This is a genomic window from Ekhidna algicida (assembly GCF_051379705.1).
In the GTDB taxonomy this organism is placed as follows: Bacteria; Bacteroidota; Bacteroidia; order Cytophagales; family Cyclobacteriaceae; genus Ekhidna.
In genome coordinates this window covers 2693191-2718485 of record NZ_CP179868.1, presented here as the reverse complement: position 1 = coordinate 2718485, position 25295 = coordinate 2693191, and the positions used below count along the sequence as shown (strand labels likewise).

Genomic DNA, 25295 nt, shown 5'->3' with positions numbered 1-25295 from the left:
AACGCATGAAAAAATACTCACTGAACTTCTGGTTGCTATCCTTAAGTTCTTTTCTATTTTTTGGCTCGTTTAATATGGTGCTCCCTGAGCTACCGGATTTTATGCGGACATTTGGAGGTGAAGATTACATCGGACTTCATATCACATTTTTCACCTTGACAGCACTTATCTCAAGACCATTTAGTGGGAAGCTAACCGATACCTGGGGAAGAATCCCTGTGATGGTGTTTGGTGCAGCGGTCACCGCAGTGGTTTCATTATTCTATCCTTTCTTCCTTAACATTTACGCCTTTCTTTTTATCCGTTTTCTTCATGGATTCTCGACTGGATTCAAGCCTACTGGCACGGCTGCATACGTGGCAGATATTGTGCCTGTAAACCGTCGTGGAGAAGGAATGGGTATACTCAGCTTCTTTGGAATGACAGGCATGGGTATTGGTAATTATGTAGGAGGTGTAATTGCTATTCATAGTGATATTAATGTATTATTCTATAGCAGCGCAGGCGTTGCTTTACTTTCAGTGATTGTAATCGCAGGGATGAAAGAGACGGTGGAAAACAAGCAGAAATTTTCCGGGAGTTTGTTGAAAATAAAAGCTGTGGATATTTATGAGCCAACAGTTCTAGTACCATCGGTAGTTATGATGTTGGTTACCTTCTCTTTTGGTGCTGCATTAACTCTTGCCCCTGATCTTAGTGTTTCTCTTGGCATTGCCAACAAAGGATTATTCTTCTCTTATTTCACAATGACATCCCTGGTTTCACGTGTTGTGGGTGGGAGGCTATCAGATGAATTTGGAAGGCGAAAAGTACTAATTGCGGCCATGTTAATTGTAGGAACAGGCTCTGTTTATATCGGGTTTTCGCAATCAGCTTTTCAATTATTTACCGGAGCCTTAATATTTGGTGCTGGCTATGGGCTTTCTTCTCCGGCACTGTTTGCCTGGGCAGCTGATTTAGCTCCAGACAAATTTAGAGGCAGAGGATTTTCCACACTCTTCATGGCGCTGGAAATAGGCATAGGAATGGGAGCTTTGCTTGCCGGGCAGATCTATAATGGAAATCCTGACAATTTTCCGCTCGTCTTTACCGGATGTGGTAGCCTCGCATTTTTAGCTTTTATTTACCTTTTGTTTAAAGGAAAATAAAATGACTAGATATCTTTTATGGATCTACATCGCTGTATCCATAGCTAATCTCATTGCCAAAGTGATTCCTTCAGAGGAGCTCAATCAATACACTAAACCGCTATTGATGCCCTTGCTTATGCTATATGTCTATAAGTCTAGTTTGGGTAAAACCACAGCCAGAATACTTCTATTATCGGTGGCGCTGATCTTCTCTTGGCTTGGAGACGTGGTTCTGATGTACCAGGAGAAAGAAGCTTTCTTCATGGCGGGTATTGGTCTTTTCCTTATTGCACAAATCACATATGTTGTTGTGCTTAAAAAATCCATTTACCAAAAGCCTTCTTTTGAATTGATGAAGGTTTTACCATTTCTGATTTACGCGGGCGTACTCTTTTTTATGCTGTTGCCTGCTGGTGACTTTACGATCCCAATTATAGTCTATGGATCCGTTATTATGATAATGGCAATCATGGCACGGTTGAGAGAGGGTAACACGGCACAGAATAGCTACCAACTAGCCTTTTTTGGAAGTATTTTATTCCTAGCTTCTGATTCAATCCTAGCATTTAATTCCTTCCACACGGCAATACCATACGCTGGTGTTTTTATCATGTCAACTTATTGTGCTGCACAGCTATTGCTTGTTCAGGGGATTTTGAAGCATGTGGAGTAGAGTCTAAAAGAGCTCGACAGAAGAAGACTATGAAACGATAGCTTTTGGATTGCTAATCAGTGTACTTGAAGCGGACCATGCCAAGTGCAACATCTACATCGAAGGTGAGCAGGTTTTCCGCGTCCGCTGTATAGCTCATATTCACAAAAACATTCTTCTCTACTTCTTCGAATCCTTTAGCAATCTTGATGGCGCAGAGTGGAGAATCTCTGATTTTAATTCTAACCGGCGTTCCTTCTTTGGGAAGTAGAATCTCAAGATTTCCAGCTCCAACGGACGCATTCACATTGCATTTTTCGGACATTTCATGATCGAAATCTAGTAGCACGTTTCCGAAACCTATTTTTGTGATGACGTTTTCTGCGCGAGCCAAATCCATGCGCTTAGCTACAATTGATCCAAAATCCGCTTTCACAAAAAAGGTATCCATCTTGATTGGATTCATATTGCCATCGTCGTATCCGACAACAATATCCGCACTGCCAGATTTGATTTTTAAGCGCTGAACAGATGACCCTGTAAGGTTTACATCCGCATTGCCCAAACCGTAAATGAGATTTAGTTTGTAAATCTTATCGTTATTTAGATTTACTTTCCAAAAATCATTGTCTTTGTCGCTTCTGGAAACCGCCATTGTGAAACTATCACCGAAACCTGAGGAATTGTACTCGTCCAACACCAGCTTAGAGTAGCAGGTATTGTTTTTCACCTTGCTGGCAAATGAAGGGTTGATCTTTTCCAGATCGGGATTACCATAAATTGTTAATGGATTATTATCTACATCGGATTGCTTCAATAAGCAATTGGTAGCTGTAGCTTTTAAATAGAAGTCAACGGTATCGAAATCCGAAGAATTCTTTATCGTATAAAATTTTGAAAGTTGTGCAACCGCACATATGCTCATCGTCAGGGAAAGCCCCGAGATTAATACCAACCGCAACATGGTGTGTATTACGAATTGAGACTCGGGATGTTACATTTCGCCGAACGAATTAGAACAATTTTTGGTGTTTATTTTTTTTATGTGCCTATAACTCAAAAAAAGGCTGTTGAACACTGCTAGAAGTATTCTTTCATTCGCTCAAAAAAGCTCTTATCAGCCTTTCCCGGATCCGGCTGGAAGTTAGGAGATTCTCTCAAAGCTTCAAGAGTTGCTTTCTCCTCTGTGCTTAACTTTTTAGGCGTCCATACATTTACATGAACGAGCTGATCACCTTGGCCATATCCTTCAATAGACTTGATTCCTTTTCCTCTCAATCGGAGGATTTTACCACTTTGTGTTCCTGGATCGATTTTAATTTTTGCCTTTCCTCCAATCGTTGGCACTTCTATGGAAGTACCAAGCGCCGCGTCGATGAAATTGACGTAGAGATCAAAGATGACATTGTTGCCATCTCGCTTGAGTGTATCATCTTCTACTTCCTCTACCAGGATCAATAAATCTCCGGGAATGCCTCCAGCAACTTCATTTCCTTTGCCCGACATAGATAATTGCATACCATCGGTTACACCAGCAGGAATCTTAATAGGGATGATTTCTTCTTGCCTTTTGAGCCCGGAGCTATCCACGCCTGCCGCTCTGCTCTCCACTGTCTGACCACTACCTCCGCATGACGGACAAGTAGAGGTACTCATCATTTGCCCAAGCATGGTATTCATCACTTTCCGAACCTGACCAGAGCCATTACAGCTGGAACAGGTTTGAAACTTGGTGTCAGGATCAACTATGAGCCGATTTACCTTTATTTTTTTCTCAACACCGTTAGCGACTTCTTCAAGTGTCAATTTAAGTTTGATGCGAAGGTTGGTACCTTTTCTTGTTCTGCGGCCGCCTCTACCTCCACCGCCTCCGAAGAAGCTATCAAAAGGGCTACCACCACCTCCGAAAATATCACCGAACTGAGAGAATATGTCCTCCATATTCATATTGCCACCGCCAAATCCACCGCCTGCTCCACCTACACCCTGGTGGCCAAAGCGATCATAACGCTGACGTTTCTCATCGTTACTTAAGACTTCATACGCTTCAGCAGCTTCCTTGAATTTTTCTTCAGCTTCCTTGTCATCAGGGTTTTTGTCAGGATGATATTTGATGGCAATCTTTCGATAGGCCTTCTTCATCTCGTCTTTACTAGCCGAACGATCAACTCCTAATATTTCGTAATAATCTCTTTTTGCCATCTTATTGCTTCGCTCCTACAACTACTTTTGCAAACCTTACAACGGATTCTCCGAGTGTATAACCAGGCTCCACCACATCTACGATCTTTCCTTCAAGCTTCTTTTCTGCAGGTATCTGTGTGATCGCCTCATGTTTTTCATCATCAAAGTCATCACCTTTTTTCACCTCCATCTTTTTCAAACCTCTATTTTCGAGAGATTTGCTCAGTTTGTTTTGAATAAGTGACATTCCTTCTCTCAAAGCTTTGATGTCCTTACTTGATTCTGAGGCTGCCATAGCACGCTCAAAATCATCCAATACAGGAATGAGGTCTGCCATTAAATCTTTATTGGCAGTGCTGATTAAGTCAAGTTTTTCTTTGGAAGTCCTACGTCTGAAGTTTTCAAATTCAGAATATATACGCAAGTATTTGTCTTTGGCTTCACCCAATTGCTCCTCTAGTGTCGGCTCTGAAGATTCTTCTTCTGCTGCTTCATTTTTAGCTTTCTCATTCCCATCACTATTTTCAGCATTTACTTCTTGCTCCTCAACTATTTCCTGATCTTTATTCACTTTTTCTTTTGTTTCCTTCATTCTTCAATATGCTTAAAGATATTTTCTGATTGACAATTTCTTTGCCAATGGCTCTTGATGTGCCAATATGTCAGTTTAGTTTAATCGTTCCCAGATCTTATCCTTCAGCTCCTGAATCCCGTAACTGGTGACGCTTGAAATAAACAGCGTTTCTACCTCCGGAAGCTCTGCCCTCATTTCTTCCATGAGTTCCTCGTCCAAAAGATCTGATTTGGAGATGGCGAGGAGCCTATCCTTATCCATCAGTTCTGGATTATGCTTTTCAAGTTCACCCATTAGAATGTCAAACTCCTTTCTAATGTCATCGGCATCCGCCGGAATCATGAATAGCAATATTGAATTTCGCTCGATGTGACGAAGAAATCTATTGCCTAGTCCTTTACCCTCGGCCGCACCTTCAATTATTCCTGGTATATCGGCCATTACAAATGACTTATAGTCTCTGTATGGCACCACACCCAGGTTTGGAACAAGCGTGGTGAATGGATAGTCTGCAATCTCTGGTTTAGCTTCTGAAACCACCGAAAGTAAGGTCGACTTACCAGCGTTTGGAAATCCTACCAGACCTACATCAGCCAATATTTTTAACTCCAGAATGACCCACTTTTCAATACCTTCTATACCTGGCTGAGCATATCTTGGAGTCTGATTGGTCGGGGTCTTGTAATGCACATTTCCTCTTCCACCGATGCCACCTGAAACAAGCACTTTCTCTTCTCCATCCTCCATGATCTCCAGGAGCTTTTCGTTAGTTTCCGAATCACGGGCTATCGTGCCAATTGGCACTTCTAAAACTATATTTTCACCGTCTTTGCCAAACCGTCTATTCCCCTCTCCATTGCCTCCATTTTCAGCCATGATATGTTTTTTGTACTTGAGGTGAAGAAGTGTCCAAAGCTGACTGTTGCCGCGGAGAACTATACTTCCTCCTTTTCCTCCATCGCCACCGTCGGGGCCTCCTTTTGGGACGTGCTTTTCCCTACGAAAATGTACGGATCCAGATCCACCGTCGCCAGAGCGTGCGTAGAACTTGACGTAATCTATAAAGTTAGATTCCATGGGTCTTTAGACCTCTATTGCTGAGACGGTCTTATCTATATCTTGTGAGATATCCTCTATGTTGCCGATACCATTTACTGTAGAGAGTCTCCCCTGTTCTTGGTAAAATGGAAGTACGTGAACCGTCTTGCTAAAATATTCATTGATTCTTCGATCCAGCTTATCTGAGGCATCATCCACTCTATTCTCAAGTTCCTTCCTTTTGGCAATCCGTTGCCGCACCTCCTCCTCAGTAACACTTAGTTCAATTACTGAATGAATCTTGGAGTCCATGGATTCCATTAGATTATCAAGGGCCTTTGCCTGATCTACGGTTCTTGGAAAACCGTCAAATAAAAATCCTTTTGAATCAGGATTTTTCTCTACTTCCTCTCGCAGCATAGCAATAGTTATGTCGTCAGAAACCAATTGCCCACTGTTAATTATTTCTTTTACCCTTTTGCCAAGCTCAGTGTCATTCTTGGTATGCCACCTGAATAGATCACCAGTTGAAATATGATACAGTCCGTACTTCTCAATTAGCCGCTCGCTTTGAGTCCCTTTCCCAGCTCCCGGAGGACCAAACAAAATAATATTTAGCATACCTTCAATTTGTAAAAAGCGACAAAGATAATCGCTAAAAATATATCTAGCAGTCTGTTTTTAAACTAGTATCAGTAAGTTAGCCAACTATTATGGCTACAGCGCTCAAATACTTCACCGTGTACTTCCTAAGCGGACTGAAATTCATCTTCGGTCCGACCTTTGGAGTAGCGAATGATTTGCCAGTTTTAGCCACAATTATTCTCACAGCGTTGGGGATGATGACGACCATCTACTTGTTTACTTTTTTTGGTGATGAGCTTCGAAGTTTCTTTGGGAGATTCAGAAAAAACAAACGTGTATTTTCAAAGAAAAGCAGAAGGTTCGTAAAGCTTTGGAGACGGTTTGGATTGAAAGGTCTTTGCCTGTTAACTCCCCTGATACTCACCCCGCCTGGCGGTGGGTTGTTAGTGAATCTATTAGGTTCTAAAAAACGATTAATACTAAAGTGGATGTGGATCAGTGCCTTTTTGTGGAGCACCGTCATCACCTTAGTTGTAAAATATGCTTTTTGGCTAGTTGAAGACTTTATCCCGCTTTAATCTTCTTCATTTTCATCATCCAGCACTTCGATATCTTGTATCAATACTCTTTTTGAAATAGCTCTACCTGTGGGTGTAGCAGCAAGTCCCCCCTGCGCAGTTTCTTTATACCTGGCTTCCATGCTTTGGCCTACTTCTCCCATTGCGTCTACGCATTCATCTACAGGAATGACAGGACTCACATCAGCTAATGCTATTTGAGCTGAGGAATTTGCAATAGCAGCCGCACTTGCATTTCTTACAACGCATGGAATTTCCACCAATCCTGCAACCGGATCGCATACTAGACCTAGCATACATTGAATGGTGATAGCTACTGCATTGAAAATCTGATCATTGCTACCTCCAAGGCAATAAACTATACCTGCTGATGCCATAGCTGCGGCTGCACCCGTTTCAGCCTGACAGCCACCAACTGCGCCTGCTATAGAAGCTCTTTTTTCCAAAATCAGAGCAACGCCTGCTCCAATTAAGAGCGCCTCATATATTTTTTGATCCGGTATATCGTGAATCTCTTGTAGCGTAAAAAGTGTGCCCGGTAAAATTCCACTAGCTCCGGCTGTAGGTGCCGCTACCACACGTCCCATACATGAGTTTACTTCTTTTGCTGCAAGAGCTCGGGCTATAAGTTTATGAAATTCAGGTGATAGGACGCTTTTGGGAAAGTTCATTACTTTCTTTGCGCCATTGTTAATCATTCCAGAGTAGGAGCTCATATCCTCTTCAAGTCCAGATTTAACCGCTTCTTTCATCACTTTATAAGCTTCACCTATTCCTGCCCATATTGCCTCTTCAGCCTTTCCTTTTTGATTAATCTCAAAGTCAAGTACTGGACGGAATAATGGAAGATCATTTTCTTCACATTCCTTTTTCCATGCTTCAAAATTGTTGAATAAAACACCCATACTCAAAGATACTATTTGTTTAAGGCAATAACTTAAGGTTTTCACTGCGAGTTTCCATAACGTAACTATTTTTGCGGCCATGCTTAAAAATGATCTTATTTTACGTGCGGCCCGAGGTGAAAAAACGGAGCGGACACCTGTTTGGCTGATGAGACAAGCAGGTAGAATATTACCTGAGTACAGAGCCGTCAGAAATAGCCTTTCTGGTTTTAAGGAACTCGTGGAAACGCCTGAATTAGCTGCAGAAGTAACGATTCAGCCAGTAGATATTTTAGGAGTTGATGCTGCCATCATCTTCTCAGATATTCTGGTCATTCCTGAAGCCATGGGATTGACCTATGAGATGGTAGAAAAGAAAGGACCTCATTTTCCTAAGACAGTGGAAAGCCAAAAAGATATTGCCGCATTAAAAGTGGCTGATCCCTCAGATCTAAGCTATGTTTATGAGGCCATCGCAATCACCAAGAAAGAACTAGATGGCAGAGTGCCGCTGATTGGTTTTGCCGGCGCACCTTGGACCATATTTTCTTACATGATTGAAGGAGGCGGCAGTAAAACGTTTTCTGAGGCGCGAAAGCTTTTGTATACAGATCCAGTAATGGCGGATCAATTATTGGAGATGATCACTGAGTCAACCATTGGTTATCTCAAGAATCAAATTGCTGCTGGTGCAGATATGATCCAAATATTTGATTCTTGGGCGGGAGTTCTTCCAGCGCAGCACTATTCTTCATTTTCATTGAAATACATTTCGAAAATATGTGATGCTATTGATGAGGTTCCAATTACCGTTTTTGCAAAGGGCGCATGGTGGGCTCTTTCAGAAATGAATAAGCTAAACTGCAGAACTATTGGTCTGGATTGGAACATGGATCCAAGTGAAACACGAAAACTATTGACGGATAAAACCTTGCAGGGAAATCTTGATCCATGTGCACTTTATGGTTCAAAAGAATCCATTAAGCAGGAAACTAAAAAAATGCTATCCACATTCGGTGACCATCCGCATATTGCTAACCTGGGCCATGGAGTTTATCCAGATACGAATCCTGAGAAGGTTAAGCACTTTGTTGAGTGTGTTAAGGAGCTTTCAGCTCATTGATACTTGATATAGGCTGCTATTTTGCGTCTAAGTTCATTTGGATCAAATGGCTTGGTTATATAGTCATTCATTCCGGCTGCTATTACATCCTGCCTGACCTTTAAAAGGGCTGATGCCGTAAGGGCGATAATCGGCGTTTTCTGATCGAAGGTTCTTATTTGGCGTGTGGCTTTGTACCCGTCCATGATAGGCATTTGTAAGTCCATCAGTACGAGATCGTATCTCTTTTCGTGGAGCTTTTCAACAGCTTCCTGCCCATTAAAGGCAACCTCTACGTGAAGTTCCCACTTCTTCAGGAATTTCTCGGCAACCATGATATTCATCTGATTGTCCTCCACCAGCAGGATTTTCTTTCCTGCAATTATGTTGGTGTCAGCTTCTTCTTGAATTGCTTGATCCACTTCCTCATGCAGGACCTTTTTGAAGCTTAAGTCGAACCAAAAGATGGTTCCTGAACCTGGCTCGCTCTTTACATAAATCTCTGAGCCCACTAAATTGAGAATCTTACGAATGATTGCTAAACCTAATCCAGTACCTCCATACTCTCTGGTTGTAGATGACCCTGCCTGGGTAAACCTTTCAAAGATGAGCTTTTGCTTATTATATGGAATTCCAATTCCAGAATCCAGCACCTCAGTGCGAACCGTTTGAATATTTTCGTCCTGACTAAGAACTGTTGTCTTAAGTTTCACATATCCCTTTGATGTAAATTTCAGGGCATTGTTGATTAAATTATTAAGAACCTGGTAGATGCGAGTTTGATCAGCCATCACCAAGGGATGCATGTCTTCATCAAGCTCCAAAACCAAACTAATGCGCTTTTCTTTTGCTAAAGCACTATGTGCTTTTATGATTTTAGCGGACATTGTTTCAAGATTGACCTCAGTAAACTCGAATTCTATAGACCCGGCCTCCAACTTATTATAGTCCAGGATATCATTGATTAAAGCGGTGAGGTGCTCTGCCGAAAATTGGAGTGATTCTAAGCTTTCTTTTTGATCTGGTCGTGGCTCTTCATTGATTAGAAAATGTGAGATGCCTACAACAGCATTTAAAGGTGTTCGTATTTCGTGAGAAATTGTACTCAAGAAGTCTGTCTTTGCTTTTGATGCTGTCTCAGCAGCATCTTTTGCCTTTCTTAATGAATGTGCAAACCTATAAGACAGAATAAGTGATTGGAAAAAGAAGAATAAAATAAATCCAATGAAGGTAAGGAAGGTGTTTTCCTGTACTGGAGTGAGATAAACAGATATCAAATAAACGGCAACCATAAACACAATACCCGTACTTGCAAAGGCATATTGGGCACCGGTCCTATTTCTCTTGTAAGCAATCCAATAGACATATATGAGATAGAAAATGGCTACTATTACTAGAATGAAAAAAGGCTCGACAAGCTTGGTGAAAAAGGACGTAGGTGCGAATAGAGCAAGAACTGAGAATACCGTCGATATTGCTGTAAAACCGAGTAAAATAAACTTTTTGCTATCTTCGGGATACAACAAGTAGCTGTAAATGGTAAAGATTCCGCAGGGAATAAAGAGTGCCAGATATTCCGCTCGAATGATCAAATCCCAGGACATATTGGGATACAATGCATGAATTGCATATTCTCCACTTCCTATCATTCTATAGCTAAATGTAAGACAAAACAATGCGAAGAATAGTACCGATCTTTCGTGCTGCCCAAACATGAAAAGGCCTAGGAAAAATAGTCCGCCCATGATCAAGCTTCCACTCAGTAAGAAGTCATAGCTAAAATCAAAATCTCTTTTTGCATTTAATACCTTTCTATCGCCGAGTAAAATCGGTTCTCGTACGCCCCCTTTGGTATGTCTGAAATTCGAGACTTGAAGTACAAAAGTGAGTGTGTTTTGATATCTGGCAATTGACACCACCTGTGGCATCCAATCTGGCACGGAGCTTTCGTTGTTCTTGCCTACCTTCCCGTTTTTCGATATCTCAAAACCATCGTAGTATAGTAGATATGCAGTGTAGGACTCTCCAAGTGATATAGCGAGTTGTGGGGTTTTAGGTGGTAATAACACACGCACTCTGTAGGTAGCATATCCTTGTGATGTCAGTTTTTTACCATTCCGTGTCACTCCACCATTCCATAGTTTAGGAAATTGGTAATAGTCTGTCTCGAAAAAAGATATTGAGTCAGGCTCAAGAAGCTCTTCCCAATAAAATTCCCATTCTCCGTTAAGGGCTACTGAATTGTTTTTAAGGTCAACCTTCGACAGATCAATGACTCCATCAACAACTTCTTGGGCTCTGCCAAAAAATGGAAGCCCAACTAGAATGATTAAGGCGATTAAGAATTTATTCATGGCTGACACCAGCCAAATTAAAGATATTTTTTGAGTATAGAATTCTCCTTTGCCTCCTTAAGCAATATTTCCTTGTCGATAGGCACTGCTCCGGGCACTTCACAAACGATTCCTCCTCCTAAATTGGCCAATTCAGCTATGAACTCGAGTGGTAATCCTAAAGTCAAGCAAAGCCCGGCAATACTTATAACAGTATCTCCTGCGCCAAGTACTTCAACAATTTGACGTTTATGAGAAGCAAGTTTTCCTTGGCTTTCTTCAGAATTGAAGAAAATACCTCGCTTGGATAGTGTGATAAGGTAATTTTCAGCTTCCACGCTGTGACGAAGATTCTTCGCAGCTTCCTCTAATTGTGCTTCTTCGAGCGCATCAAATTCAATTCCAAGTCCATCCTTTAGATCCGCGATGTTGACCTTAAAAATTGAAACTCCTTGATATTTGGTGAAATTCCTTCGTTTGGGATCTACGGCAATTGGAATGTTTTTTTCTCTTGCCAGCTTAATTGTTTCTTCAATCACCTCAGGGTTGATGGTTCCTTTGTCATAATCTTCAAAAATGACCAAATCACATTCCTCCAACAGATTTTTGATATGGTGTAGAAGTGATTTCTGATCCAGATCAACCAAAGGGTGCACGTCTTCATTGTCTACTCGCAACAAGTGCTGAAGCCCTGACATTACTCGAAGTTTAGTAGTGGTCACTCTATTCTGGCTTCTAATAATTCCTTTGTTAGGCATTTTTTCATACTCAAGCAGCTGCTCAAATGCTGCTCCGTCTGCATCATCCCCTACTACAGAGCACAGTATAGGAGTAGCTCCAAGCGCTCTTATATTCATAGCCACGTTCGCAGCACCTCCCAATCTCTTTTCTTGTTTGCCAAGTTTCAACACAGGAACCGGCGCTTCTGGGGAGATACGACTGACCTGACCATGCATATATTCATCTATCATCACATCTCCAACAACTAGAACTGTCTTGCCTTTAAATGCTTCAAATATTTCTTCAATGGATTTCATTAGGTGGGATTTAAGTTGTGCGCGGAAGCTATTTCAGTTTAGCAAGTGACTCCTTTATTCTTGCAATGGCTGTCCTTAAATCATCTTCGGAAGCAGCGTATGATAATCTTAAGCATTCTGAATCGCCAAAAGCTTCTCCGGTCACTAAGGAAACACGAGCATCTTCCAGTAAATACATGCATAAGTCATTTACCGTATTGATTTTAACACTCTCATTCATCTTTCCAAGGTAATGCTTCACATTCGGAAAAAAGTAGAATGCACCTTGTGGCATATTGACTTCAAACCCAGGGATGTCTTTCAATAACTCATAAACAAGTGCTCGGCGTTTTTCATATGCCTTTGCCATCTCTCGTGAAGGCTCCATCGGTCCGGTTAAGGCAGATAATGACGCTCTCTGAGCTATGGAACAGTTTCCGGAAGTGTATTGCCCTTGCATCTTATTTGATGCCTTGGCTATCCATGTTGGTGCGCCTATATAACCCACTCTCCATCCTGTCATCGCAAAGCCTTTTGAAAAACCATTGACGGTAACTGTGCGATCGATCATATCGCCAATAGTACCAATGCTTTCATGTGTTGAACCAAAATTGATCAGTTCATAAATTTCATCCGAAATAACCGTGATGTCTTTTCTATCTTTTAGCACATCTGCAATCGCTTCCAATTCCTCTCTATTAAAAACAGAGCCCGTTGGATTGCATGGAGATGAGAAGATTAATGCTTTGGTTTTGTCAGTAATGGCATCTTTGATCTGATCAGCAGTAGCTTTAAAATCATTCTCGATAGTTCCACTTACAAAAACCGGTGTGCCTTCAGCCAAAAGGATCATTGCTGAATAACTCACCCAATATGGAGTCAAGACAATCACTTCATCTCCGGGATTCAGGATGGCCATGAATACATTGGCAATGGATTGTTTAGCTCCATTAGAAACAACTATTTGGTCTGGCGTATATTCCAAGCCATTGTCTCGCTGAAACTTTTCTGATATTGCTTTTCTTAAATCGAGATATCCATTTACTGGTGGGTAAGCAAAGTATTTCTCTGATTGGATGGCTTCTATGGCACCTTCTTGAATATGTTTTGGAGTTTTAAAGTCAGGTTCACCGAGGCTTAAGCTGATAACCTCGACTCCTTTTTCCTTCATCTCGCGCGCTTTAGCAGCCATAGCTAGTGTTGCTGACTCAGGAATACTTTTGATTCGTTTAGAAAGTGTGCTCATGTGGTATTTTTTGTCAAAAATAGAAAGAAGAGTCAACTATCATCAGCTAACTCTTCTTCAAAATATTTTTTTAATAATATGCTTAACTACTCGCCGCTTTGATCTCCACCTTGATTGAGATTGAATAATAGTGATATTCTTAAAGTATCAGCGAGTGGGTGATTCTGGCCTTTTGGAATCAGGTAAGAAAAATCAAATCCAAAAATTTGATACCTAAACCCAGCTCCAACTGTAAAGTACTTTCGGTCTCCTTTGTTTTTGTGTTCAGAAAAATATCCTGCTCTCGCTGCGAAAAGGTCTCTATACCAGTATTCGGCTCCTATGGAATAGGTAAGCTCTTGAAGTTCTTCTTTAAATCCACGTGGCGCATCTCCAAATGATCCAAATGTGCCGGAAAGCAATGATCTATCAGGATCTTTCCCTTTAGCAATAATTTTATTTCCATTTGCATCCGTTTCAATATTTCCGCTTCCATCTGTTTGGTAAATTGGTGGCGTTGGCACCATGAGTTTGTTGATGTCGAAAGCAAGTGTAATCGTATTGTATTGATCTAAATCTGTTTTGAATGCAGATCCCAATCTGAAGTTTGCTGGAATGAAATTCTCATTACTTTCTGCACTATAGGTGATCTTCTGGCCAATGTTGGACAAATGAGCTCCCAGGGAGAGTTCCGAATTTTTTCCTGAAAGAATGAATGGTTTGGTATAGAAAACTCCAAAATCTACAGCAACTGAAGTTCCTGCTTTCGCGTCTGGTGCTCCTGTAATATTGCCAGCTAAGTTGGACCAGATGAATCTCAGAGTAACACCTAAACTTAGCCTTTCTGACAGTTTCCTGGAGTAGGTTCCGTCAAATGCAAGTTCACTTGGGTTTTCAACTCCATTGGGATTTGCAAACTCATCGTAAAGAGCAATTTCTCCAAGATCGAAATATCTGAAGCTAGCTCCAAAAGCCTGATTTTGATCAATTTTTTTGTAGAAAGAAAGATAGTTTAAAGACATGTCGTCTACAATGTTGCCAAGCCATGGAGAATACGAGAAGGCAAATCCCATATCAGTATCGATAAAGGCCAGTTTCGCATTATTCCAATGGATGCTATTAGCGTCCGGTGAGGTTGCAACGCCAACATCTCCCATCGCGGATGCTCTACTATCCGGAGCAAAATTGAGAAAAGGGACTGCTACAGTGATTGGATTTCTCAAGCTGTCTTGCCCGGAAATAAAGGAAGACTGCCCAAAAGTCTGAACTGTCACTAAAACTAGAAGAATTGTGAATATCTTCTTCTCAAGATGATTCATTCGAATGATTTTATAAAAGGATGCCAAACTTAACATTATCAGATGAATACCGATTAAAATTTTTAATAAAAAGTGCTGATTTTCAAATAACTAAGGCCTAATCAATTTACAATAACGAGCTTTTGAGCTATTTCTTTTGTTGCTCCATCTAATAGACTCTGAATTATTAGTCTGGAGTAATAGATTCCCTGCTTCAACGCCTCTCCCGTGCTCGTCTGTGCTTCCCATGGAATTTCTACTGTTCTTTGACTATTGTTCAATTGGATCTGAAGATCACTTACCACCTCTCCGCGAGAGCTGTAAACTAATAATGAAACAAATAGATCCTCATCTTCCCTATCATGCTCAAATGAAAAAACCGTTGAACCAACAACCGGATTGGGATAGGCTATTGGATTGTAAACGAAAAGTATGGGTTCATCCGAAATAGTAAATTCTATGGTTGTTTCTGAAGCATTATTGTGTGTATCCCAAACTTTCAAAACGGCTGAATAATTTCCCGGATCCAGATCTTGCAACGGGTAAACCACCGTTCCCTCTCGAAAGGTGTTTGGTCTAGCTGAATAGAAATCATTGAGGTTAAAAACCTGATCGCCTAGTGTTAATGTAATCCCTTGCACAACTCCTGAACGCGTCGTTGTAATGCCACTTTCATCTTCAATGTTTGCTATGAGCAACGGTGACGCTCCTACTTGATCACCATTAACAAAAGAGGAGTCATTCATGAATGCTTGTATCGTTGGTGGAGTATCATCATCTACCGGGTCTTTATTCGTCCCACCTATTACGAAAGATCTGGATGATCCTCCTGCATCAATATTGTTTTCCTCATCCCAGGCATATAGACTCATTTTCCCATTTTGATACTGGTAGGATATGTTCTTTGGAACTATAAATGAAACTGTAAACTCACCTCCTTCGACGATTGCCTCTCCCCGAAATAGTGCATTACTTCTAAGCGAATAACTATATGGCGCGCTCTCCTGCCCAATTGTCTTGAAGGTTTGTTTTACATCAAAGACTCCAACACTTATGACTCCATTAAAGTCAGCCTTAAGTGCTCCATTGGATTGAATCTCTCCTGCTATAATAACCTCTTCGAGTGCGCTTAAGGTATCCAAGTTGGTTTCTAGATCATCGAGAACAATATCGAGCTTTGGAAAGGCCGGCATCATCATTGGATCTCCCAGCAAGGTAAAATTACGATTTACCGGGCCGGCCAAGCCCTCATTTTTCGTTAATCTTATCACATCACCCAATCTCAGATTTTTGTTATTTTCTTTCCGAAATATATTTTCATGAAACGCCTGATTAAGGCTGAAATTTGTACTGGCAAATACAGGACGTGAGGTAGTAAGCAAGGCAATGCCTCCGCCTTGTTCCAGAAGTAACAATTCCTCTGCTCCTGAAACTCGAATCGGATCATCGTACCTACCAAACTCACACGTAGCAGTTACAAAAATTGGAAGCTTGTTGCGATTAGTCAGCTCAAGAATATCCGATCTTGTAAGGATCTCTTCTTCCATCCAGAGTCTTTCATTACCATGACCGATGTAATTGATCAAAAAAGTCCCATTTTTAATTCTTGTCTTCAAAGCGGAACTAGCTTGGGGTGATTTCTCAGACGATCCTGAGGCTTCCTGAGTAAATGCATCTAACAAAACCTTATTGATGTTGTACAGTGCAAATGTGGTGTCAATTAGCTCTGACAAATCCTCAACATGCCTGGAATGAATATTTCCATCACCGTCATCAGCTACATACGTCATCTCTCCCCTCCATTTTCCTAGCGTGTTAGCACTTGTGGAATAATAAATGATCTTATCTACCATCACTTGTGCCTCACCCTCAGACTTTGCAGGCAGGCGTCCAACACCAATTTCTAGCGTATGATCTCCAGCAACGGATTCTATCCATTCGCCTTCTTCGTCTTCCATGAAACCAAAAAAATCGTCAGATGAGTGGCTGAAAATTGGGTGAAGGCTTTCTCTTGACTCATAGGTTGGCACATAATTCGTGTTGTTCGAAACTCGATCCTTGTAATCATAAGAGCAGTCACCAAATAGGAGAAGATACTTGAGACGTCCACCCGTCTCATACATATGCTTCACATAATCTCTAATTGCTGAAACATCTTGCCGGCCTGATGAGAATTCGTTGTAAACTTCAGTAGTTGTTACCACTTGAACATTCAAATCGTCATGGTCTTTGTGAAATTGTGCTAGTCGTTCGGCTTCCACCTTAAATAAGGGATTTGTCACAATGACACCATCAAAGTTCACTTCACTTCTAATACTTTGATTGGGTACACTTCCGAAAATAAAAGGAGCTGGAAAGTCACTTCCAGAATAAACTACAAACTCTTCTGTTTCTGTTGCCTGGCTTTGAAAGATAGCTTTATTCCCTTGAGTGGTGAACTCTTGCAAAACAGCATTAATTGGATCCGATACATTCCATACGGTAGCATTCGAAGCGTTTGATACTTCATATCTTATAATCTCTCCAGTATTGTCTATCCACCTAAAGTCGGTTTCGTTATTGTACAGCCTTAAATTTCGAAGGAATGTCAGATGGTAAAAGTCGATAAAACCTCTTTCGCCTGAGGCGTTTCCATCAAAAGCAATCTCTAATCCGAAAGTATTGGTATTTGGCAATGTGAAAACTGCTTCTTCTTGCCTTGCCTTGATGGAATAGGTAGTTCCCGGCCCATCCGGCACTGCTCCAATGGCAAGTGATCCAACATTGTTTCCATCTGTACTGACGTTAAATTCAGCTGGTTCAGAGGACTGGTTTAATGCACTGAGTGTAAGGTCAATTTCCGAAGCAAGTCCATCTATTTGGTAGTTGAATGTTTGTGATTCTCCACTCGTCAGAGATTTTCCATACCAACCTCTTCCTGAGGAGATTAGATTTATCACATCTTCTTCGAAGGTAAGGTGATCATTGAATGTAGAAACAGTCACCGATGGAGTTCCTCCAAGATTAGGTTTACTATCAATCCGCTTGCCATTTGCCCCTGAAACGTTGATGAAATAATAGGCTGTATCGGAATAAAAATTTTTCTCGTAGGCAAACCCATCATCACTCCAGTCAATCTTATCGGGTCCTATTCCATAAAAGAGGATGTAATCATTCTGATCAAATGAGTTATCAGACTCTCCTGAAACGAAAATTGTGTTTTCAATTAAATCACCGGGTCTTTCTTCTGCATTTGACTGAGGCAAAACACCTTCCCATCCAGTCCCATAAATTTTGATCTTTTTGGGGTTTACGCCGCCAGAAACACCAAGAGCTGAAAGTGTATTTAAATCTATTTTGTAGATGCCTGTTTCAGTAATGCCCACCTTGAACCATGTCCCGCTTGACAATACTGAGGATTGTGAAAGCCCAACATGAGCACCTAATAGAAATAAATATGGAAGAATTCTCCTCATCGCTATGGTAAACGCAAACTTCACGTCAAAAATTCTATGTTTTCTTTCTTATCAAGTATGACCCTATTGAAACGACTATATAAAATGGGATTAGGAATGGAACAAACTGCAATTGAAAAACCGCTAAAAAAACAATTACTCCCGCAATCAAAATCCACCGTTCTTCATTTCCTTTCCATCCGGCTGAAGAAAACTTCAATGCTATGAGTCTAACTGGAGAAACCAGTAAAATCGCCGAGAACACGCAAATACTTATGAGTGTATATTCAAATAATTCGAATGAAACAAAGATCAGTGAGGTGAGCATAATAGCATTCGCAGGCGTTGGCAGTCCCTGAAAGCTGTCCGATTGAGTTTCATCTACATTAAACTTCGCCAATCTGATGGCTGAAAAGACAGCAATGATTATTGCAATCCAATAGTATTCAGATTCTGATTGAATCAACCACTGAAGCATAAAAAAAGCTGGCAATAAGCCAAATGAAACTAAATCCGACAATGAGTCTAGCTGTTTCCCAATTTCTGACTGTACTTTCAGTAGTCTCGCTGCAAACCCATCTAAGAAGTCAAACAGACCCGCCACAATTACAAAGTAAAAAGCCTCCGGGTTTTGACCAGTCAGCGTATAGTATATTCCCACACAGCCCACAGCCAGGTTGAGGCAAGTCAGTAAGTTTGGAATTTGACGCTTCATGCTTTTACAAATGGATTATAAATTTTTTCATGACCGACTGTCGTGGAGGGACCATGTCCCGGCAGTACTTCCACATCATCCGGAAGTGTGTACACTTTTTCCTGAATATTTTTAAGAAGGTCGTCATGATTGCCTCCCGGCAAATCGGTTCTGCCAATACTCTCCCGAAATAATACATCACCTCCGATAATTACCTTTTCCTCTTCGTTATAAAAAATCAAATGACCTGGAGAATGTCCTGCAACTTCAATCATTTTTAGTGATATCTCATCTAGCGACAAGATTCCTTCTTTAAGAAATTCATCCACCTCTGCATGTCTATAGCCAGCCATTCCCCACTGCGGCGCATATGCCGGCACAGAGTCAAAGACTTCCTTTTCATTTATAGGAATTTTTAGAGGGACTTTGTAGGCTGCCTTCAGCGCATCGTTACCTAAGACGTGATCAATGTGGCAATGTGTATTGATGATGGCAACCACATTCAGATCATTCATATGAATGTATTCTTTCAATTCTGCTATTTCATAATCTTCATAACATCCAGGGTCAAAGACCAGACAGTTGCCTGCTTCAGAGGATACTAAATAGGTATTCTCATAGAACGGATTGAATACAAAAGATTTTATCTTCATCTGATTAGATTTAAGCCTTTGAGATCACAAAACTATAGTGCGGACAACAAAGGTAGATTATATCATCGTAGGACAAGGCTTGGCAGGATCATGGCTTGCGCTAGAAATGGAACAGCAAGCACTCTCATTTGTTGTGATAAACGAAGACAAACCAGAAACTTCATCAAAAAAAGCTGCAGGAATTTATAATCCAATTACAGGAAGAAAGATGATCAAAACCTGGCGTGCAGATCAATTGTTTCCAACATTGGAACAACAATATCAAAAACTTGAGAAGCTAGTCGACAATAGTTTTCTTCATCCCACCGCAATATATCGCCCATTCAAAACGATCGAAGATCAGAATGATTGGGACGGCAAAATTGCTGATGGCGCCCACGATGCTTTTTTAAAACAAATTCATAAAAAATCACTTGGGTTGAGTCATGTTCTTGATGAGCTAGGTGGAATTATGATTAATAAATCCGGGTATGTTGATATACCTGTAATGTTGGAGGCGGTTCAGAATTATTTGAAGGATAAGGGATACTATCATAGTGAGGTGTTTGACTATGAAAGAATGGAGATTAACTCTGATTTTGTGAGCTACAAAGATTACCAGGCTAAAAAGGTAATTTTTTGTGAAGGATCATTGTCAGATAATCCATATTGGGATTTACCTTTCAAACCTGTGCGAGGAGAAATTATTGACATTACCTGCGATCTGCAATCTGATTATATCATTAATCAGGGAGTATTCATGATTCCAAAGGGAGGTCGATATACTGTGGGCTCAACCTATGATCACCAGAATCTAACTTATCAACCACAGGAATCTGGAATTAAATCATTGGAAGAGCGGTTGAAGAAATTGTATTCAGGTAAATATAAAATCATTGAAAAAAGAGCAGGTGTAAGGCCAGCCACGCACGACAGAAAACCGTATATAGGAATTCACCAGAAGTATAAAACATTAGCTATTTTTAATGGTTTTGGCACGAAAGGTGTTTCTTTAACACCGTATTTCGCAAAACATTTTGTAGATGTTTTGCAAGGAAAAAGTGAGATAGACGAAGAAGTAAATGTTCAAAGGGTTATTTAAATACATTATTCCATTCTTTCTAGTTGTCGGTGTGGCTTATGGCCAGCACTACACGACTCCTTTTGGACAAAATAGAATTCAGTACAAAAACTTTGACTGGTATTACTACAGCACCAATAATTTCGACATCTACTACTATCCCGGTGGTCAGGAATACGCACTTGAAGCGATCAACTTTCTCGAAGACGAGTTTGTGGAATTAACTGACAGACTGGGATACGCGCCATACAGTAAAACCAAAATTTTCATATATAACTCTATACATGATTTACAGCAAAGCAACGTGGGCATTGACGGAGCTGTATATACGATTGGTGGACGAACAGAATTCGTGAAGCTACAACTGGAAGTAGCATATCCGGGTCAGGCCCACAAATTCAAGGAAGATCTGATCTACAAACTTGCCAGCACGCTCATCAACGATATGATGTACGGTGGAAGTCTTGCAGAAATATTTCAAAACAGCTACCTGCTTAGCTTACCAGACTGGTTTATTGATGGTGCAGCGCGATACATCGCTTATGGTTGGTCGCGAGAAATGGACGACTACCTGCGCGATTATATGGGTGGAAAGAAAATCAAAAAACTAAAGCGGATTGATGGTGAGTCTGCGTCAATTGTAGGGCAAAGTATTTGGAACTATATCGCGGTAAGGTATGGCAAAGGCAACATTGCCAACATCTTGAATTTGACCCGAATAATTCGCAAAGAGGAAAACAGCATTGCCAATACGCTGGGAGTCGGATTCAAAACTTTCATGGCTGACTGGCAAAACTATTACCTTCTTCAACGTTTGGAAGTAGAAGAAAACTATACTTCCGCCGGTGATGAGCGCTTACTTTTAGACATCAAAAATTCCAAAGAATTAATCACCAGTTCAATCAGCTTTAACAATGATGCCGATAAGGTTGCATACGCACTTTTAAAGAATGGAAAATATCAGGTTTTTGTAAAAGACCTTGTGACTGGACAGACGAACAAAATAACCAGCGGCGGATACCGAATCAGTGGTCAGCAAATAGATGATCACCTCCCTTTGCTCAACTGGCAAGACAATTATACGCTAGGAGTTGTATTATTCAAACGTGGGTTTCTTTACCTGAACACCTACAATCTGGAAAATAAAACGAAGGGTCAAAAACCATTGAACAGATTTCGACAAATCGAAAGCTTCTCATTCAATGACAATGGAAGACTTGCGGTGATCTCAGGTGATATAGACGGGCAAAATGACGTCTTTCTCATAGCGATGAATAGAAACGCTCTTAGAAGAATCACGCGAGATGTGTATGATGATCTAGATCCGATTTTTGTTCCAGGTACTGCGGCAATAGTCTTTAGCTCCAATCGAGTAAGTGACTCGGTGAATGTGCAGGACGTACCATTGGAGACCTTGGACAAAAACTTCAATTTGTTTGTATATGACCTTGACACGACTACAATCAGGTTCCATAGGCTGACGAACACATACAGTGAGGATAGAAAACCTTACGCTAAAAACATCAACGAGATTTACTACTTGAGTGATCAGAAAGGCATTTCAAATCTGTATCGGTACAATCTATTTGACTCAATAACCACACAGATTACAAACTTTGATCGAAGCATACTTAGCTATGATCTTCATTTCAATCCGGATCGAATGACTTATTCTATGCTGGGAGAAGGCGAGGAAAGGGTTTACTTGGATTCAATTACAAATCTGACTACTAGTAAATTCACTACAGAGACCCCTCGCAAGCGAAGAGAAAATGCCATGCTTGTAGTCTCTCGAGTACTCAATAATTCAACGAAAGACAAAGATCTGGAACCAATTAAAGACGAGATTGATACAGACGATTTCTTGTTTGAGGATGAGAAGGAAGAGGCAGATAGTACAGAGGCAGACAATCCAAACTGGATAGATACAGACAATTACGTATTCGAAGATGACTCGGAGACCGCATTCGAAACGGAATCCTTCTTCAGCAAATACCAAAGCTTTGAACAAGAAAACGAACGGATTGGACCTATTCCATATAACCCCAGGTTTACCTTCAACAACGTAATCACCTCATTCCTTTGGGATCCATACCGCGACTTCATGATGTTCATGGAAACAGAGATCAACGACGTTCTTGAAAATTATAAAATTAAAGGTGGCGCGCTCATCAAAACTGACTTCAAGCAAGGTGATCTATTCGCTGAGGTTCAATACCTAAAATACTGGATGGATTTTAAGGCGAGAATTGATCGTAAAACTTATTTACTTGAGGGACAGAATGATTTCTTCAGGCATAAATACAAACTCAACAGGTTTAAGTTGACGGCAGCCTTGCCGATAACCCACACTTTCAGAGTCGAAGCTTCACCATTTTTCACTCAAACTTCCTTCACAAATCTTAACTATTTAAGTGTAACAGGACAAGCTACTGATCAGGCGGTAAATAGTCGTGAAAGTTATGCCGGCGGAAGCATCTCTGCAGTTTTTGACAATACTGTTGAGCGTTCCTTTAATCTTTATCAAGGCACCAGAGCTCTTATAGAATACACTTCTCATTTTCATAGTTCAAATTCAAATATGAATTTCAGTAATCTGAGGATAGACATAAGACATTATCAAAAAGTGCATAAGGAAATCACCTGGGCCAATCGACTACTCTACGGAAAACAAATGGGGCCGGCTAGAAAAGATTACATGCTTGGAGGTATGGACAACTGGCTCTTCGCTTCCTCCGACGTGCAAGGCGAACAAGATCCGCTGGCAATCACAAATGAAAAAGACAATAGCGATATACTTTTCAATGAATTTGTCACCAATCTTAGAGGCCTGGATTACAATGAAGCATATGGCTCTGATGTTTTGGTATTCAATAGTGAACTACGTGTTCCGCTATTCCTTTACCTAACAAACGGACCAATAAAATCTAATTTCCTGAGAAACTTTCAGCTCACGAGTTTTTTTGATATTGGGTCTGTATGGACCGGCTCACCTCCATTTAAAGACGGGCGACCAATCACTCGTGAATTTGAAGGGAATCCGTTCTCTGCAGAAATTGTGAAATTCCAAAACCCTTGGTTAGGTGGATTTGGATTTGGTCTTAGAACTGTGCTGCTTGGATATTATATCAAGTTCGATGCAGCAAAGCCGTATCTCGACGGTGAAGTAGGGAATTACAGGTTTTATTTCACTCTGGGCTTAGACTTTTAACCCAACTATTACCTTTGCGACATATGCAGCAATCCATGACAGGCTATGGGCGTGATGAACGTACCAGTCAAAACCTACTGATCAAGACAGAGATCAAAGCACTCAATAGTAAGTTTCTAGATTTTTCTCCAAGATATCCTAAGGAGCTTAGCTCCAAGGAAGGTGAAATTCGGAATTTGATCACTGATCATTTAAAGAGAGGGAAGGTGATGCTGACTATAGAACTGGAACTAGCGGATGATACCGGATTGGATGTAAAAGTTGATGAAGTTCGATTTAAGGCCTTCTATGAGACATTCAGCAAGCTCACCGAGCAGGTAAATACACAGAGTTCAGAACTGGTTAAGCTTGCGCTTCAAGCTCCTGATGTTATTAAACAGCAAGAACTTGATCCTGAATCTTTACCATGGAAGGATATCCAAGCAAGTCTAAATGCAACCATCGATCAATGCATTGGATTCCGAAAAAATGAGGGAGAAACTCTCACAAAGAAACTCTCAGAATATATTCTGAATATCCGCCGGGGACTAAATAGTGTGGAGGAAAATGATGAAAGTAGAGTAGAAAATATACGATCAAGAATCCAAAAAAACCTCGATGAGATCAGAGACAAGGTACAAGTGGATGAGAACAGATTTGAGCAGGAACTAATTTTTTACACGGAGCGACTAGATATTTCTGAAGAAAAGGTGCGATTAAAACAGCACTTGGATTACTTCGATGAGGTCATTGAAAAGGAAGAATGTGCCGGTAAAAAACTAGGCTTTATCTCTCAGGAAATTGGCAGGGAGATCAACACCATTGGATCAAAAGCTAATCATGCGGAGATTCAGCGAACTGTAGTGATGATGAAAGATGAACTTGAAAAGATTAAAGAGCAGAATTTGAATATTCTATAAACAGAAAAACCCGCAAATGCGGGTTTTCTTGAATTCCCTAAGGTCTTTACTTAACTGCGAAACTAACTTTTGTCTGATCCCAGGCAAAAGAGACATTCCCGTTTTCTTCGATGTTGAATGTCAACATTTCTGCCACTTCATCAGTAGAAGATGACTTTACTTTTACTCGCAATACATCATCTGATTCTTTGTATTCATATGCTCCCCATCCGTCCCATTTTTTATTGAATATAATTGTCCACTCATCCTTTCCGGGGATGGAAAACAATCCATACTTGCCAGCTGGCAATTTCTTACCTTCGATGGTCACATCTTGGGAAACTTCGATCCAGGTTGACTCATTGGCTCCCGTTCTCCAGACTTTACCATAATCTTCAAGGCTTCCAAAGATATCTCTGCCTCTTTTAGACGGCTGACTGTAATCGATCGTGACCGTGGCATCACCCACTTTTTGAGTTACCTGAGCAGGTGGGCTTTTCCTCTTGCTCTTGTCCTTTTGAGCACTAACAGAAAATACTAAGAACAAGCTCAGTGCAAGAAATGATACAATTTTTAATGACTTCATAATGTGTCTTATTTTAAGATTAATGTTTTCGAATTGAGTGATTCCCAAGTTTAAAATGTTCTGATATGCACGAAAATCAAGGGTTTTTGTTCATCATTCTGCCACATTTATTTTCAAATACAACTCGATTGTCTTGGCTGCTACATCGAGTATTTAGCCAGGCTCGTGGGAAGTAGAATG

General features: G+C 40.7%; 21 protein-coding genes. 7 read left to right on the top strand and 14 right to left on the bottom strand.

The features are described 5' to 3' along the window. The first annotated feature begins 5 nt into the window (after nucleotides 1-5). Both ACL8WY_RS11945 and ACL8WY_RS11940 read left to right on the top strand, forming a co-directional pair. A complete protein-coding gene (locus tag ACL8WY_RS11945) occupies nucleotides 6-1148 on the top strand; it encodes an MFS transporter (protein ID WP_436514988.1) in 1143 nt (380 codons plus the stop codon). Nucleotide 1149: 1 nt separating this feature from the next. Then, the gene (locus ACL8WY_RS11940) at nucleotides 1150-1803 is read left to right on the top strand and encodes a lysoplasmalogenase (RefSeq protein ID WP_436514987.1); all 654 of its coding nucleotides are present in this window, start codon (nucleotides 1150-1152) and stop codon (nucleotides 1801-1803) included. A 52-nt stretch (nucleotides 1804-1855) separates the two neighbouring features. On the opposite strand, the gene ACL8WY_RS11935 is transcribed toward ACL8WY_RS11940, so the two are convergent. The 5 genes from ACL8WY_RS11935 to ACL8WY_RS11915 form a co-directional block, all read right to left on the bottom strand. Next, on the bottom strand, nucleotides 1856-2737 hold the full coding sequence (locus ACL8WY_RS11935) for a hypothetical protein (RefSeq protein ID WP_436514986.1): 882 nt from the start codon (nucleotides 2735-2737) through the stop codon (nucleotides 1856-1858). A gap of 125 nt (nucleotides 2738-2862) precedes the next feature. Next, the gene (gene dnaJ / locus ACL8WY_RS11930; RefSeq protein WP_436514985.1) at nucleotides 2863-3984 is read right to left on the bottom strand and encodes a molecular chaperone DnaJ; all 1122 of its coding nucleotides are present in this window, start codon (nucleotides 3982-3984) and stop codon (nucleotides 2863-2865) included. A gap of 1 nt (nucleotide 3985) precedes the next feature. Then, nucleotides 3986-4558 carry a nucleotide exchange factor GrpE gene (locus ACL8WY_RS11925; RefSeq protein ID WP_436514984.1) on the bottom strand — a complete coding sequence of 191 codons (573 nt, stop codon included), beginning with the start codon at nucleotides 4556-4558 and terminating at the stop codon, nucleotides 3986-3988. 75 nt (nucleotides 4559-4633) lie between these two features. Beyond that, complete coding sequence (gene obgE / locus ACL8WY_RS11920; protein WP_436514983.1) at nucleotides 4634-5617, bottom strand: GTPase ObgE; 984 nt, start codon at nucleotides 5615-5617, stop codon at nucleotides 4634-4636. A gap of 6 nt (nucleotides 5618-5623) precedes the next feature. Continuing rightward, nucleotides 5624-6199: an adenylate kinase gene (locus tag ACL8WY_RS11915; protein ID WP_436514982.1), complete on the bottom strand. Its 576-nt coding sequence runs from the start codon at nucleotides 6197-6199 to the stop codon at nucleotides 5624-5626. Between the two features lie 92 nt (nucleotides 6200-6291). On the opposite strand from ACL8WY_RS11915, the gene ACL8WY_RS11910 reads away from it, so the two are divergent. Continuing rightward, nucleotides 6292-6741 carry a hypothetical protein gene (locus ACL8WY_RS11910; protein ID WP_436514981.1) on the top strand — a complete coding sequence of 150 codons (450 nt, stop codon included), beginning with the start codon at nucleotides 6292-6294 and terminating at the stop codon, nucleotides 6739-6741. Here the strand turns inward: ACL8WY_RS11910 and sdaAA are convergent. Beyond that, nucleotides 6738-7646 (bottom strand): L-serine ammonia-lyase, iron-sulfur-dependent, subunit alpha, encoded by a 909-nt coding sequence (sdaAA, locus tag ACL8WY_RS11905; RefSeq protein WP_436514980.1) that lies wholly within the window; start codon nucleotides 7644-7646, stop codon nucleotides 6738-6740. The two genes, ACL8WY_RS11910 and sdaAA, sit on opposite strands and share 4 nt — an antisense overlap. A gap of 79 nt (nucleotides 7647-7725) precedes the next feature. On the opposite strand from sdaAA, the gene hemE reads away from it, so the two are divergent. Then, the gene (gene hemE, locus ACL8WY_RS11900; RefSeq protein ID WP_436514979.1) at nucleotides 7726-8748 is read left to right on the top strand and encodes a uroporphyrinogen decarboxylase; all 1023 of its coding nucleotides are present in this window, start codon (nucleotides 7726-7728) and stop codon (nucleotides 8746-8748) included. Here hemE and ACL8WY_RS11895 read toward each other — a convergent pair. The 7 genes from ACL8WY_RS11895 to ACL8WY_RS11865 all read right to left on the bottom strand — a co-directional run bounded on the left by ACL8WY_RS11895 (nucleotide 8742) and on the right by ACL8WY_RS11865 (nucleotide 19380). Continuing rightward, nucleotides 8742-11081 carry a response regulator gene (locus ACL8WY_RS11895; protein ID WP_436514978.1) on the bottom strand — a complete coding sequence of 780 codons (2340 nt, stop codon included), beginning with the start codon at nucleotides 11079-11081 and terminating at the stop codon, nucleotides 8742-8744. The genes hemE and ACL8WY_RS11895 overlap by 7 nt on opposite strands. Before the next feature lie 17 nt (nucleotides 11082-11098). Then, complete coding sequence (locus tag ACL8WY_RS11890; RefSeq protein ID WP_436514977.1) at nucleotides 11099-12097, bottom strand: bifunctional heptose 7-phosphate kinase/heptose 1-phosphate adenyltransferase; 999 nt, start codon at nucleotides 12095-12097, stop codon at nucleotides 11099-11101. A gap of 28 nt (nucleotides 12098-12125) precedes the next feature. After that, nucleotides 12126-13322, bottom strand: a complete 1197-nt coding sequence (locus ACL8WY_RS11885; protein ID WP_436514976.1) for a pyridoxal phosphate-dependent aminotransferase — start codon at nucleotides 13320-13322, stop codon at nucleotides 12126-12128. A gap of 86 nt (nucleotides 13323-13408) precedes the next feature. Next, complete coding sequence (gene porV / locus ACL8WY_RS11880) at nucleotides 13409-14620, bottom strand: type IX secretion system outer membrane channel protein PorV (protein WP_436514974.1); 1212 nt, start codon at nucleotides 14618-14620, stop codon at nucleotides 13409-13411. Between the two features lie 101 nt (nucleotides 14621-14721). Then, complete coding sequence (gene porU / locus ACL8WY_RS11875; protein WP_436514972.1) at nucleotides 14722-18054, bottom strand: type IX secretion system sortase PorU; 3333 nt, start codon at nucleotides 18052-18054, stop codon at nucleotides 14722-14724. A 34-nt stretch (nucleotides 18055-18088) separates the two neighbouring features. Beyond that, complete coding sequence (pssA, locus tag ACL8WY_RS11870; RefSeq protein WP_436514970.1) at nucleotides 18089-18748, bottom strand: CDP-diacylglycerol--serine O-phosphatidyltransferase; 660 nt, start codon at nucleotides 18746-18748, stop codon at nucleotides 18089-18091. Then, nucleotides 18745-19380, bottom strand: a complete 636-nt coding sequence (locus ACL8WY_RS11865; protein WP_436514968.1) for an MBL fold metallo-hydrolase — start codon at nucleotides 19378-19380, stop codon at nucleotides 18745-18747. The genes pssA and ACL8WY_RS11865 overlap by 4 nt, the downstream gene beginning before the upstream one ends. A gap of 37 nt (nucleotides 19381-19417) precedes the next feature. On the opposite strand from ACL8WY_RS11865, the gene ACL8WY_RS11860 reads away from it, so the two are divergent. From ACL8WY_RS11860 to ACL8WY_RS11850, 3 genes are read left to right on the top strand one after another with little or no spacing between them, the layout of a single operon-like run. Then, the gene (locus ACL8WY_RS11860) at nucleotides 19418-20461 is read left to right on the top strand and encodes an NAD(P)/FAD-dependent oxidoreductase (protein ID WP_436514966.1); all 1044 of its coding nucleotides are present in this window, start codon (nucleotides 19418-19420) and stop codon (nucleotides 20459-20461) included. Beyond that, entirely contained in the window at nucleotides 20442-23651 is a 3210-nt protein-coding gene (locus ACL8WY_RS11855; RefSeq protein ID WP_436514964.1) for a translocation protein TolB, read from the top strand. Before ACL8WY_RS11860 ends, ACL8WY_RS11855 begins: the two co-directional genes overlap by 20 nt. Nucleotides 23652-23674: 23 nt before the next feature. Then, nucleotides 23675-24550 (top strand): YicC/YloC family endoribonuclease, encoded by an 876-nt coding sequence (locus ACL8WY_RS11850; RefSeq protein WP_436514962.1) that lies wholly within the window; start codon nucleotides 23675-23677, stop codon nucleotides 24548-24550. Between the two features lie 46 nt (nucleotides 24551-24596). Here the strand turns inward: ACL8WY_RS11850 and ACL8WY_RS11845 are convergent, their stop codons facing one another. Continuing rightward, nucleotides 24597-25115, bottom strand: coding sequence for a DUF2911 domain-containing protein (locus ACL8WY_RS11845; RefSeq protein WP_436514960.1), 519 nt, complete (start codon nucleotides 25113-25115; stop codon nucleotides 24597-24599). Nucleotides 25116-25295: the final 180 nt, after the last annotated feature.

What these genes read in the sequence shown, in the direction of transcription:
- ACL8WY_RS11945 (WP_436514988.1), top strand. Translation starts at nt 6, where the DNA reads ATGAAAAAATACTCACTGAACTTCTGGTTGCTATCCTTAAGTTCTTTT.
- ACL8WY_RS11940 (WP_436514987.1), top strand. Translation starts at nt 1,150, where the DNA reads ATGACTAGATATCTTTTATGGATCTACATCGCTGTATCCATAGCTAAT.
- dnaJ (WP_436514985.1), bottom strand. Translation starts at nt 3,984, where the DNA reads ATGGCAAAAAGAGATTATTACGAAATATTAGGAGTTGATCGTTCGGCT.
- ACL8WY_RS11925 (WP_436514984.1), bottom strand. Translation starts at nt 4,558, where the DNA reads ATGAAGGAAACAAAAGAAAAAGTGAATAAAGATCAGGAAATAGTTGAG.
- obgE (WP_436514983.1), bottom strand. Translation starts at nt 5,617, where the DNA reads ATGGAATCTAACTTTATAGATTACGTCAAGTTCTACGCACGCTCTGGC.
- ACL8WY_RS11915 (WP_436514982.1), bottom strand. Translation starts at nt 6,199, where the DNA reads ATGCTAAATATTATTTTGTTTGGTCCTCCGGGAGCTGGGAAAGGGACT.
- ACL8WY_RS11910 (WP_436514981.1), top strand. Translation starts at nt 6,292, where the DNA reads ATGGCTACAGCGCTCAAATACTTCACCGTGTACTTCCTAAGCGGACTG.
- sdaAA (WP_436514980.1), bottom strand. Translation starts at nt 7,646, where the DNA reads ATGGGTGTTTTATTCAACAATTTTGAAGCATGGAAAAAGGAATGTGAA.
- hemE (WP_436514979.1), top strand. Translation starts at nt 7,726, where the DNA reads ATGCTTAAAAATGATCTTATTTTACGTGCGGCCCGAGGTGAAAAAACG.
- ACL8WY_RS11895 (WP_436514978.1), bottom strand. Translation starts at nt 11,081, where the DNA reads ATGAATAAATTCTTAATCGCCTTAATCATTCTAGTTGGGCTTCCATTT.
- ACL8WY_RS11890 (WP_436514977.1), bottom strand. Translation starts at nt 12,097, where the DNA reads ATGAAATCCATTGAAGAAATATTTGAAGCATTTAAAGGCAAGACAGTT.
- ACL8WY_RS11885 (WP_436514976.1), bottom strand. Translation starts at nt 13,322, where the DNA reads ATGAGCACACTTTCTAAACGAATCAAAAGTATTCCTGAGTCAGCAACA.
- porV (WP_436514974.1), bottom strand. Translation starts at nt 14,620, where the DNA reads ATGAATCATCTTGAGAAGAAGATATTCACAATTCTTCTAGTTTTAGTG.
- porU (WP_436514972.1), bottom strand. Translation starts at nt 18,054, where the DNA reads ATGAGGAGAATTCTTCCATATTTATTTCTATTAGGTGCTCATGTTGGG.
- pssA (WP_436514970.1), bottom strand. Translation starts at nt 18,748, where the DNA reads ATGAAGCGTCAAATTCCAAACTTACTGACTTGCCTCAACCTGGCTGTG.
- ACL8WY_RS11865 (WP_436514968.1), bottom strand. Translation starts at nt 19,380, where the DNA reads ATGAAGATAAAATCTTTTGTATTCAATCCGTTCTATGAGAATACCTAT.
- ACL8WY_RS11855 (WP_436514964.1), top strand. Translation starts at nt 20,442, where the DNA reads ATGTTCAAAGGGTTATTTAAATACATTATTCCATTCTTTCTAGTTGTC.
- ACL8WY_RS11850 (WP_436514962.1), top strand. Translation starts at nt 23,675, where the DNA reads ATGCAGCAATCCATGACAGGCTATGGGCGTGATGAACGTACCAGTCAA.
- ACL8WY_RS11845 (WP_436514960.1), bottom strand. Translation starts at nt 25,115, where the DNA reads ATGAAGTCATTAAAAATTGTATCATTTCTTGCACTGAGCTTGTTCTTA.